A 12,387-nucleotide genomic window follows, 5' to 3' on the forward strand; every position below is an offset into this window, starting at 1 on the left:
AGCGGCTTCGCCGTGATCGTCCCAGGGTGAATGGCCGCTTGGGAGATCCTACCTGTTCAACTCCTAGTGAAATGCCGATTACGCGCTTAACTTGCCGGACTCGGCCTTGGAGAAGTTGGCGTACTTCCCTTTTCAGTACTTATTTCTTGAAGGCGCACGCCGCGGTGGCGGTTGATCCATAGCCGCAGCCTGTCGAGGTAGACATAGACCACGGGAGTGGTAAAGAGGGTCAGCATCTGACTGACAATCAGCCCGCCCACAATCGTGATTCCCAGGGGACGCCGCAGCTCAGAGCCGGTGCCCGTGCCCAAGGCCAGCGGCAGGCCGCCCAGCATGGCCGCCATGGTGGTCATCATAATAGGACGAAAGCGAAGAACACACGCCTCGTAAATTGCATCTGCAGGTGACTTTTTTTCGCGGCGCTCGGCATCGAGCGCGAAATCAATCATCATGATCGCGTTTTTCTTCACAATCCCAATCAGCAGGAGTATGCCGATCAGGGCGATGATGTTGAGCTCGGTGTGAGTAATCAGCAGGGCCAGCAGAGCACCCACGCCGGCAGAAGGCAGGGTTGAAAGAATCGTGATGGGGTGAATGTAGCTCTCATACAGGATCCCCAACACGAGATACACGGTCATCAGGGCCGCCAGGATAAGCACGGGCTGGCTGGAAAGCGAATCCTTAAATGCAGCGGCGGTCCCGGCAAAGCTGGCTTGAATGGTTGCGGGAAACCCGATAGAGCGTTCGACACTCTCAATGGCTTGAGTCGCCTGGCCAAGCGTGACGCCGGGGGCCAGATTAAATGAGATTGTGGCTGCAGGAAATTGGCCCTGGTGATTGACGGCAATCGAAATGGTCAAAGATTCAAAATGGGCAAAGGCCGCCAGCGGGACCTGGTTCCCATTGGAAGAACGCACATAAATGTTTTGCAGCGCCTCCGCGCTCTGCTTGAATTCCGGGGCCACTTCCATAACCACGTGATACTGGTTGAGTTGCCGGTACATGGTAGAAACCTGGCGCTGGCCAAAGGCATCGTAGAGTGTACTGTCAATATCCTGCGGGTTCACCCCAAGCCTGGCTGCGGTGTCGCGATCAATGACAACACGAGCCTCTAATCCGCGGTCCTGCTGGTCGGTGTTAACATCCACGAGTTCGCGAAGCGACCGCAATTTCTGCAGCAGGCGTGGCGCCCAGGTATTAAGGTCGTTGAGGTTCTCGCTTTGCAGCGTGTATTGAAACTGTGCGCTACTCTGGCGTCCCCCAATCTGCAGGTCCTGGGCTGGTTGCATGAAGAGCGTGGCCCCTGGAACTACAGCCAGCTTTCCACGCAAACGGTTCATGACCTGGTCAACCGGGATCTTGCGTTCGGCCAGCGGTTTCAGAGTAATAAAGATGCGGCCGGTATTGGTTGAGCCTCCCCCGGCAAATCCCACTAGCGTATCAACCGCCGGGTCTTGGCGCGCCAGGTTGGTGAGCCGCAGCATCTTTTCCCGCATAGCGGGGAAAGAAATGTCCTGGGCCGCCTGCACGGAGCCGACAATCCTGCCCGTATCCTGTTGTGGGAAGAAACCGGTGGGCACTTTTGTGTACAGATAAACACTGAGACCTGCAGTCGTGATCGTGACCAATAGAATCAGCAGTTGGTGCCGCAACACCCACTGCAAGCTATGTTTGTAGCCGCCGAGAGCCTGGTCAAAGATCCATTCACTCAGGCGGTAGATCCAATTGTGCTTCTCTTTTCTGTCTTTATCAAAAGGCCGAAGAAACTTAGCGCACATGGTCGGCGTCGTGGTCAGCGAAACCAGCAGCGAGACTGCAATAGCGATGCTCAGGGTCACCGCAAATTCGCGAAACAGGCGTCCCACCAGGCCACTCATCAGCAGAATAGGAATAAAAACAGCCACCAGGGATGTGCTCATGGAGAGCACCGTAAAGCCAATCTCGCTTGCTCCTTGAAAAGCTGCCTGCACCGGCGTCATTCCCTTTTCGAGATAGCGGGTAATGTTTTCCAGGACGACGATGGCGTCATCCACAACAAAACCGGTGGAGATGGCCAGTGCCATCAGCGAAAGGTTATCGAGGCTGTAGCCCAGCAGGTACATGATGGCGAACGTGCCCACGAGCGAAAGCGGTACGGCAACACTCGGAATCACCGTCGCCCGAGTGGTGCGCAAAAATGCAAACACCACCAGAATCACAAGAATGATGGAAATCACCAGTGTGATCTCAGTATCTCGCACCGAAGCCCGGATGGTCGTAGTGCGGTCCAGGATGATCTCCAGTTTGATGGAGGGTGGAATCGAAGCCTGGAGCTGCGGCAGCAGATTGCGCACCCGGTCCACGGTTTCAATGATGTTTGCGCCTGGTTGGCGGAAAATAATCATCAGCACTGCGGGTTTGCCGTTGGCCAGACCGATATTGCGCGTATCTTCCACCGAGTCCTGCACATCGGCCACATCGCCCAGACGCACTATGCCTCCACTTTTGTCAGTGGCAACGACGAGCGAACGGTACTGTTCCGCCTGAAAAAGCTGGTCGGTATCGTTGAGGGTCCATGCGTTGATTGCGTTGCTCACCTCTCCCTTGGGACGATTGGCATTGGCCAACCCCAGCGCGATACGGACCTGGTCAATGCCCACACCCAGCTTGCTCAACAGAGTGGGATTCAACTCAGCACGCACCGCCGGACGCGCTCCGCCACTGACACTCACCTGACCCACGCCATTCACCTGCGAAAGCTTCTGCGCCAGAATGGAATCGGCATCGTCATAAATACGAGGTAGTGTGAACGTGTCCGATGTTAAAGACAGGATCATGATGGGAGAGTCGGCAGGGTTAACCTTGCGGTAGGAAGGATTATTGGGAAGGTTGGCCGGCAACTGGCCACGAGCCGCGTTGATGGCGGCCTGCACATCGCGGCCGGCGGCATCAATGTTTCGATTTAGATCGAAGGTCAACGTAATGTTGGTAGAGCCGAACTGGCTGGTCGAGGTCATCTGCGTGACCCCAGCGATGCGTCCAAACTGGCGTTCCAGCGGCGTGGCTACGGCTGAGGCCATGGTTTCCGGACTCGCTCCCGGCAATCCTGCTGAAACCTGAATCACAGGACTCTCTACTTGGGGAAGGGGTGAAACCGGAAGAAAATTAAACGCCAGCGCTCCTGAAAGTAGCAGGCCTGTCGCCAAAAGCGATGTTCCGATAGGACGCTTGATGAATGGCGCTGAAATATTCATGGCCTAATCCGCCGATGCGGGTTCCTCAATGGTATTGCCGATTCGTATGCGCTCAAATCTTCGGGAGAGCCGGTCGAACCAGAGGTAAACCACCGGAGTCGTATAAAGCGTGAGCATTTGGCTCAACAGAAGGCCGCCCACAATGGTAATGCCCAGCGGACGGCGTAGCTCCGAGCCGGTCCCGGCGCCGAGGGCAAGCGGCAGACCGCCGAGCAAAGCGGTCATGGTAGTCATCAGGATGGGCCGGAAACGCAACAGACAAGCTTGATAGATCGCCTCTCCGGGCGGCTTTCCTTCCACGCGCTCGGCCTCGAGGGCAAAATCAATCATCATGATGGCGTTCTTCATTACGATGCCAATCAGCAGGATGATTCCTATCAGCGCCACCACACCCAGGTCATAGCCCGTCAGCAGAAGGGCCACGATGGCGCCCACGCCCGCCGAGGGCAACGTAGAAAGAATGGTGACGGGATGAATATAGCTTTCATACAGCACGCCCAGCACAATGTAGACCGTGATGATCGCCGCAAGAATCAGCAAAGGCTCCGAAGCGAGCGAATTGCGGAAGGCCGCCGCCGTCCCCTGGAAGCTGGAATGCACGCTTGTGGGCAAGAGGATCTCCTGCTCCGCCTGGTCAATGGCTTTCGTGGCTGCACCGAGTGAAACGTTGGGCGCGAGATTAAAGGAAAGCGTCACTACCGGAAACTGTCCCTGATGGTTAATCGAGAGTGGCGCGTTGGAAGTCTGCAAAGTGGTAAAGGCCGAAAGCGGCACTTGCGTGCCATTGCTTGACTTCACGTAGATGTTCCTCAACGCATCCGGATCTTGCTTAAAGTCGGGCGCCGCCTCCAGCACTACGTGATACTGGTTCAACTGGGTATAGATGGTTGAAACCAGCCGCTGGCCGAAGGCGTCATACAGCGTGTCATCAATCGCCTGCGGCAAAATGCCCAGACGCGAAGCCGTATCCCGGTCAATCGTCAATTCAGCTCGCAAGCCATCGTTCTGCTGGTCGCTGGCAACATCGCGCAGCTCCGGCAGGCCTTGTAACTTGGCAAGCAACTTCGGCGCCCACTGCGCCAGCTCCTGCGGGTCGGCGTCTTCGATAGAGTATTGGTATTGCGTCCGGCTGACGCGATCTTCGACCGTCAGGTCCTGCACCGGCTGCATGTAGAGGGCGATTCCCTGCACCTGGGCAAGCGCGGGCTGAAGTCTGCGGATAATATCCGAAGCAGTGGTACTGCGCACGTTGCGAGGTTTTAGATTAATCTGAATGCGGCCGCTGTTGGGCGTGGTATTGGTGCCGTCAATGCCTATAAAAGAAGAGAGGCTCTCGACATCCGGGTCTTGCAGAATCACGGCTGCCAGCGCCTTCTGGCGTTGTGCCAGGGCGTCAAAAGAAACGCTTGCAGGAGCCTCTGAGATTCCTAAAATGAAACCTGTATCCTGCACGGGAAAGAACCCCTTGGGCACGGCGGTATAAAGAAGCAAGGTCAACACAAGCGTTCCCACAGTGACCAGCAAGGTCGCAGTTTGATGCTCAAGGACCCACTTGAGCGTGCGTCCATAAAAAGCAACCACGCCTTGATAGAAATTTTCGGAGGTCTCGTAGAAGCGTCCGTGCGCGTTGCTGCCCTTGGCCTTCAGCAGTTTGGCGCACATCATCGGCGTCAGGCTTAGCGAGATCGCCGCCGAAACCAGGATGGTCACCGCCAGGGTTACGGCAAATTCACGGAACAGCCGGCCCACGATGTCTCCGATGAAGAGCAACGGAATGAGCACAGCAATGAGCGAGACGGTAAGAGAAATGATGGTGAAGCCAATCTGTCCTGACCCTTTGAGTGCGGCCTCCAGGGGTGAGTCGCCTTGTTCGAGAAAGCGGTTGATGTTCTCGATCATGACGATGGCATCATCCACAACAAATCCAGTGGAGATGGTAAGCGCCATCAGAGTCAGATTGTTGAGGCTGTAGCCCAGCAGATACATTATCCCGAACGTTCCCACAATGGAAAGAGGCACAGCCACACCAGGGATGACCGTTGCCGCAACATTTCTCAGGAAGAGAAAGATCACCATCACCACCAGCGCAATGGTAAGCATCAGCTCGAACTGCACGTCCTGCACCGAGGCACGGATGGTCTGGGTACGGTCCGTGAGAATGGCAACCTTGACCGAAGAAGGCAAAGTTCCCTGAAGTTGTGGCAGCAGCTTCTTGATCTTATCCACCACGGTGATGATGTTGGCCCCGGGCTGGCGCTGGATATTCATGATGACCGCCGGGGCCAGGTTCATCCATGCAGCCTGCTTGACGTTTTCCGCGCTATCAATCACGGTGGCCACGTCTGAGAGACGCACCGGCGCCCCGTTTTTGTACGCAATAATGATGGGCCGGTACTGCTCGCTCGAAAGCAGTTGATCGTTGGCCCCAATGGTGTAGGACTGCCGTGGCCCCTCCAGCACTCCCTTGGCCTGGTCAACGTTTGCCTGCCCCAAGGCCGTACGCAGGTCTTCCAGACTTAAACCATAGGAAGCGAGTGCCGTTGGATTGGCTTGAATACGAACGGCAGGTTTTTGACCGCCGCTGATTGAGACCAGTCCAACACCGGGCAACTGCGAAATCTTCTGTGCCAGTTGCGTATCGGCCAGATCTTCTACTTTTGATAGGGCCAGTGTGTCCGATGTAAGTCCCAGCGTAATGATAGGCGCATCTGCCGGGTTCACTTTGCTGTAAATGGGCGGGTTAGGCAGGTCGCGCGGCAGATACGTACTTCCGCTATTGATGGCGGCCTGCACTTCCTGCTCAGCTACATCAATGTTCTGGTCAAGATTGAATTGCAGCGTGATGATCGAGCTGCCAAACGAACTCGTGGAGGTCATCTGGCTGAGTCCGGGGACCTGTCCGAACTGGCGTTCGAGAGGCGCGGTCACCGAGGACGTCATGACGTCCGGGTCAGCTCCCGGATAAAAAGTCATCACCTGGATGGTCGGATAATCCACTTCAGGCAAGGCCGAAACCGGCAACTGTTGATAGGCAACAATGCCCACCAGCAGCAGGCCAATCGTCAGCAATGACGTGGCCACCGGCCGCAAAATAAATAATCGTGATGGAGTCATGATGACGCCGGAGTTCCCGAGTCTGCTATTCGCGACGTTCGTGCGCCTGATTGCGGTGTTCCAGATTGGGATCCAGCGCCGCTCTTGCCCTTTGGACCACCGCCGCCCATCTGATAATCAACCTTGCTGTTATTTTGCAGCTTGTCCTGTCCGTCGGTGACGACCAACTCTCCGGGTGCAAGACCGTTTGTAATCGCGGCCAGGTTGCCCTGTGTGAGGCCGACGGAAACGCTCCGCATTTCCGCCGTCTGACTCTCGGTCTTGACCACATACACAAACGTTCCCTGCGGACCATGCTGAACGGCAACGTTAGGGACAACTGTGCTGTTCTTGCGCACCTCTAAAAGCAATTGGACGTTCACGAATTGATTGGGCCACAGGGAGCCATCTTTGTTATCGAACATGGCTTTGAGGCGGCCTGTGCCGGTGGCGGGATCAATCTCATTATCAATAGTCAGCAAAGTTCCTGTGGCCAGCTTGGTTTGGTCGTCGCGGCTGTAGGCTTCTACCTGCAGCGGCGCTTGCTTCAGGTGCTGGGCCACTGCGGGAAGATTATCTTCCGGCAAGGTAAACAGAACCGCAATCGGCTCGACCTGCGTGATAACCAGCAGAGCATTGGGATCAGAGGCGTGCACCATGTTCCCCGAATCAACCAGCCGCAAACCAATGCGGCCGCTTATGGGCGCGATGATATGACAGTAGATAAGTTGCAGCTTGACGTTATCAATCTGCGCCTGATCGGAACGAACCGCCCCTTCCAGTTGGTCCACCAGGGCGTGTTGCGTATCCAACTGTTGTTGCGAGATGATTCCCGCAGGTACCAGCCCGGTAAAGCGGTCGAGATTTAATTTGGCGTCGTGGAGCTGGGCCTGGTCTTTGAACAATTGCGCCTGGGCCTGGCTGAGTTGCACTTCAAATGGGCGCGGATCAATCACCGCCAGCAAGTCTCCCTTTCTGACCTGCTGTCCTTCTTTGAAAGCAACTGTAACCAGTTGCCCATCCACGCGGCTTTTGATGCTGACGGTGTTGGAGGCCGTAACAGAACCAAGACCGGTCAGATAAACCGGCAAATCCTGCCGGCCAGCTTTGGCGACCGTGACAGAAACCGGCCGGGTGGTCGCTGCGCTGGCCTTTTGTTGTGTGGAAACGCTGTTGCAACCTATCCAGGCAAAGCAAATGAAGGAACCAACACTTAATGAAATAAACGTTTTGATCGTTTTATGCATTCTCAGTCATTCTTAGTCACAATTTTAGACATGATAGCTTTTGCTCCAGGTTGTAAGACGCAATCGGCTTCGCGCACGTGACATTTCATTTTGACAATCACCACAGCACAACGTTAGCCGCAAATCAGGTTGCACTCAAATCAGCATGAGACCTCGACAGAAAGCTTGTCAAGCGTAGCCTTTCAGCCTTTACAAAAATTTACTCTTGTTGACCATCTCTTTACCCGACAAGAGCTTACGCGATGTTTGAATGTTCTGCAGCTCAACACGAAGTAATCGTAGCGGAAGAGAAATCGTCTAAATTGTGAAGTATTATCCTTGCGGGCTGCGAATCGAGACATTCACTGATGAGAAGACCCCTCTTTAGATTTGGTCTATCCAGATTTCTGCGCGTGTGCAGACCGGCGCAACTTTGTATAGTTGTGGTTTTGATGCTGGGCACTTTGCTTTCAGCACAGGATTCCTCACCAACCGCTACACCAGCTACTAAAGGTGGCACCATCCATGGCACTGTGAAGTCGGGCAACATGCCGATTCCCGGAGTCGCTGTAACAGCTATCAATCCTCAGACCCGTCAACGATCAGCGGTTACATGGACAGACCTGGATGGCAGCTATTCGCTTCAAGTTTCCGAAGACGGCGAATATTTTGTGCGCACCCAAATGGCAGCTTTTGCTCCTACCTTCGCCAGGGTAACAATCAACGCAGCCAACCGCACCGCGAAAGCGGATTTGGAGATGGTTCTGATGTCTCGCGCCCAGGGACAAGACCCCCGCCAGCAATTAATGCAGCAGATGGGAGCCCAGGGAGGCCGCGGCGGATTCCAGAGTCTTTCTGTGATGCAGGGAGAAGGCGGAAGCGATTCATCATCAACCAGTGCGACGGACGATCCAGCAACGCCGGCCGGCATGCCCACACTTGGAACTGCAGCCAGTACAGCAACCGAGTCGGTGGCAGTTTCCGGAACGACCGAAAATTCCAGTCTGGCGGGGATGAGCACGGATGAGCTTCAGCAGAGAATACAGGAGTTTCGTGACCAGCAGGGCGGGCCCGGAGGCGGAGGAGGCTTCTTCGGTGGCGGCGGATTTGGTGGTGGTGGATTCGGTGGCGGAGGTGGAGGCTTTGGTGGAGGCGGATTCGGCAGCGGCCGCGGACGATTCAACATCAACCGGCCGCATGGCTCGCTTTATTACAGCATCGGCGATTCGGTCTTCAACGCTGCTCCCTATTCACTCAGCGGCCAACCCGGCTCCAAACCAAATTATTTTCAAAATCGCTTTGGAGGAAACCTTGGCGGGCCTCTGAATATTCCCAAAATCTATAAGGGTGGCGACAAGACTTTTTACTTCCTTAATTACACCGGCAATGTGGGCCAAAATCCTTTTGACCAGTTTGCCACCGTGCCCACGCTGGCCGAGCGCAACGGCGACTTTTCCAGCGCAACCATTCGCAGCCGCTCAAACGCGGGATTGCCGGTGCAGATCTTCGATCCCACCACCGCCACGCCTTTCCCGAATAACACGATTCCCACGAATCGCATTAACTCTGCCGCTGCAGGATTGCTGGCTTTCATCCCGCTGCCCAACCTACCGGGCGATGTACAGAATTTTCATCGCATCACCTCGTACACCAACAGCGGCAATGATTTCAATATACGCATCAACCACATGCTGGGAGCGCCGCCAACCCCTCGGCGCAACGGCGCTGGAAACAGAAACGCAACTGGCGGTGATAGAGGAGGCAGGGGTGGGCGTTTTGCCCGCAACAGTATTAACTTTGGACTGGGTTACAGCAACCGCGATAACGTACTCGTGAATGTTTTTCCCGGCATTGGTGGTCACACCACAACGCGCGGCATAAATGCGAACGCGGGTTATACACAGAGTCTGGGCAAAATTAACAACATCCTACGCTTCAATTTCAACCAAAACCGTACCACCACTCATAATCTTTACGCCTCCTCGCAAAACATCGCCGGCAATTTGGGGATCAACGGCGTTTCCCAGAATCCATTCGATTGGGGAGTTCCCGGCATTTCTTTCACGAACTTCGCTGGGATTTCAGACGTAAGACCCCTGTTGCGCCGCGACCAGACATACTCCCTCTCTGACTTCATGATTTGGCCCCACGGCAAGCATACTTTGCGATGGGGCGGAGACATCCGCTGGATCCAGCTCAACACTAAAACTGACAGCAACGCCCGCGGAAGCTTCATCTTCTCCGGTTTCAACACTGCGCAGACTGTACCTGCTACAGGATGCAAAGATGCGCAAGGCCAGCCTGTAAAACCTGTGAACGGCGTTTGCCCTGGTACCGGTTTCGATTTTGCCGACTTTCTGCTCGGCTTACCGCAGCAGACTTCGGCACAGTTTGGGACGAACAATTATCAGTTCCGCGGAAATTCCTGGGACCTGTTCATACAGGATGAATGGCGGGCAACCGGCAATCTAAGTTTTAATCTCGGCCTGCGCTACGAATATATTTCGCCTTACTCCGAGCTGCATAACCAAATCGTCAATTTGATATTCACGCCCGGCCTGGTTACGGTGCTGCCGGTGATTGCCGGGCATCCAGGTCTTCCTAATTCTCTGGTCCGTCCAGACCGTAACAATTTTGCTCCGCGTGTTGGGATTGCCTGGAAGGCATCCGCGCACACGGTAGTGCGCGCCGGCTATGGCATCAACTACAACACAGGTGCTTATGCCAGCATGATTCAGCAGCTCGCCTTCCAGCCGCCTTTTTCTTTCACTCAAACCAATACCGAGTCAGCCACAACTCCTTTAACTTTGCAGAATGGATTCTTTACCCCGCAACCGGGAGCGGTCACCAATAACTACGCTGTAGACCCGAACTACCGCCTGGGATACGTCCAGATCTGGAACATGGATGTGCAGCAGGAGATCACGCCTACGGTAGTCGTCAACTTTGATTACACCGGCACCAAGGGCACGCGGCTCGATATCGTGGAAGCCCCGAACCGTGTCTCTACCGGACTTCTCAATCCGAACGTTCAGCCCTTCCTGTGGGAAACTTCCGTGGGCGACTCGACCGCGAATGCAGCCTCAGTACGCGCGCGCAAACGCCTGCAACACGGAATTTCCATTGGCGGCAGCTATACCTTCTCAAAGTCCATGGATAATGCCTCCAGCATCGGTGGAGGCGGCACCGTGGTGGCGCAAGATCCAAACAATCTGACAGCGGAACGCGGTCTTTCCAGCTTCGACCAGCGCCACCGCTTCAGCGCCGATTATCTCTGGGAGCTTCCCTTTGGGCATGACAAGCACTGGCTAAACCAAGAAGGCGTGATGCGCGACGTTTTTGGCGATTGGCAGTGGAGTGGTGACTGGTCCATCGCTTCCGGTTTCTGGTTCACGCCCCGGGTGGTTGGCAATTTTGCCGACGTGAATCGTGGCACCAACGGCACGTTGCGCGCCAACGTCACCGGACAACCAGTCAGCCTGTCGAATCCCACCATAACCGAGTGGTTCAACACGGCGGCGTTTGTGACTCCACCCAGCGGACAATTCGGGGATGCAAGGCGCAATAGCATCGAAGGGCCGGGCTCGGTCTCCTTCAACATGGCGTTGTCAAAAACATTTCCCATGAGGGAATCGCGCGTGCTTGAATTCCGCGCCCAGGCCTCCAACGTATTCAACACGCCGCAATTTACATCCATTAATACGAATGTAGGATCTCTTACCTACGGTCAGGTTACCAACACGGGATCCATGCGATCCATGCAACTTTCAGCGCGCTACCGCTTCTGACGATAGAGGATAGATGATGATGGCAACCAGACCAATACACTCCAGACCGATACAGATGTCGAACAAAGCTCTGGCCCTTTTCCTGGCCGTTGCTTTGCTGTGCCCTTCTCTGCCCTCCCAGCAAAACACGGGATACACCTTTCACGCCGAAACCGATCTCGTGCTTGTGAATGTGACGGTCCGTGACAAGAGCGGAAATCTTGTGCGCGATCTGAAGCAGGGCGACTTTTCGGTTGTCGAAGATGGCAAACCGCAGCAAGTCGTCTCCTTTGATATAGAGAACACCGACGCACTGCCGCCGGCGAGCGTTGAGCAGGCAAAATTGCTGAGTTCGCAGCCGAATGCGCTCAAGGTAAGGCCCACGGATACACCTGCTACTCAGACTCCCACTCCGGCAAACATGGCTACAGCTCTTAAAGACCGCCGGCTCATCATTCTCTTTTTTGATCTTAGCTCCATGCAGCCTGATGAAATTGACCGCTCGGCAACCGCGGCGGAAAATTACGTGCAAAAGCAAATGCAGCCGGCGGACCTGGTCTCGGTAGTTTCACTCGGCAGCTCTCTGCTGGTAAACCAGGATTTCACCTCTGACCACGACCTGCTGCTGAAGACACTGCGCGGCTTCAATCTAAGCGCTGGCCAGGGGTTCGAAGAAGGATCTACCGGCACCACGGAAGGCACACCTGATACCGGCCAGGCCTTCACCGCCGACGATACTGAATACAACATTTTTAATACCGACCGCCGCCTTGAGGCCCTGCGCTCCATTGGTGAACAACTCGCGCATGTGGACCAGAAGAAATCGGTGATTTATTTCTCCAGCGGCATGAATCGCACAGGAATCGAGAACCAGTCTGAGCTGCGCGCGGCAACCAACGCTGCCGTACGCGCCAATCTTTCCATCTACACCGTGGATATACGCGGGTTGGAGGCAATGCCTCCTGGAGGCGCGGCGCAATCCGCCAGCCTGCGGGGTACATCGGCCTACTCCGGCCGGTCTACTCTGAACCAGTTCGATTCCAATTTTGCCAGCCAGGAAACCCTGGT

At 55.3% G+C, this 12,387-nt stretch carries 5 protein-coding genes; 2 read left to right on the forward strand and 3 right to left on the reverse strand.

Translation table 11 applies throughout. The features are described from left to right. Positions 1 to 86: 86 nt before the first annotated feature. The 3 genes from VK738_16115 to VK738_16125 are packed head-to-tail and all read right to left on the reverse strand — an operon-like array spanning position 87 to position 7,573. Entirely contained in the window at positions 87 to 3,233 is a 3,147-nt protein-coding gene (locus VK738_16115; GenBank protein HTD24184.1) for a multidrug efflux RND transporter permease subunit, read from the reverse strand. 3 nt (positions 3,234 to 3,236) lie between these two features. Continuing rightward, positions 3,237 to 6,347 carry a multidrug efflux RND transporter permease subunit gene (locus VK738_16120; protein HTD24185.1) on the reverse strand — a complete coding sequence of 1,037 codons (3,111 nt, stop codon included), beginning with the start codon at positions 6,345 to 6,347 and terminating at the stop codon, positions 3,237 to 3,239. Further along, the gene (locus tag VK738_16125) at positions 6,344 to 7,573 is read right to left on the reverse strand and encodes an MdtA/MuxA family multidrug efflux RND transporter periplasmic adaptor subunit (GenBank protein HTD24186.1); all 1,230 of its coding nucleotides are present in this window, start codon (positions 7,571 to 7,573) and stop codon (positions 6,344 to 6,346) included. The genes VK738_16120 and VK738_16125 overlap by 4 nt, the downstream gene beginning before the upstream one ends. Positions 7,574 to 8,004: 431 nt before the next feature. On the opposite strand from VK738_16125, the gene VK738_16130 reads away from it, so the two are divergent. Both VK738_16130 and VK738_16135 read left to right on the forward strand, forming a co-directional pair. Continuing rightward, the gene (locus tag VK738_16130) at positions 8,005 to 11,340 is read left to right on the forward strand and encodes a TonB-dependent receptor (GenBank protein ID HTD24187.1); all 3,336 of its coding nucleotides are present in this window, start codon (positions 8,005 to 8,007) and stop codon (positions 11,338 to 11,340) included. Positions 11,341 to 11,395: 55 nt separating this feature from the next. Beyond that, positions 11,396 to 12,387: VWA domain-containing protein (locus VK738_16135; GenBank protein HTD24188.1), on the forward strand; the 992-nt coding region annotated here is incomplete at its 3' end.

Source organism: Terriglobales bacterium, assembly GCA_035487355.1.
GTDB lineage: Bacteria > Acidobacteriota > Terriglobia > Terriglobales > Acidobacteriaceae > QIAW01.

What these genes read in the sequence shown, in the direction of transcription:
- VK738_16130 (HTD24187.1), top strand. Translation starts at nt 8,005, where the DNA reads ATGCTGGGCACTTTGCTTTCAGCACAGGATTCCTCACCAACCGCTACA.
- VK738_16120 (HTD24185.1), bottom strand. Translation starts at nt 6,347, where the DNA reads ATGACTCCATCACGATTATTTATTTTGCGGCCGGTGGCCACGTCATTG.
- VK738_16125 (HTD24186.1), bottom strand. Translation starts at nt 7,573, where the DNA reads ATGCATAAAACGATCAAAACGTTTATTTCATTAAGTGTTGGTTCCTTC.
- VK738_16115 (HTD24184.1), bottom strand. Translation starts at nt 3,233, where the DNA reads ATGAATATTTCAGCGCCATTCATCAAGCGTCCTATCGGAACATCGCTT.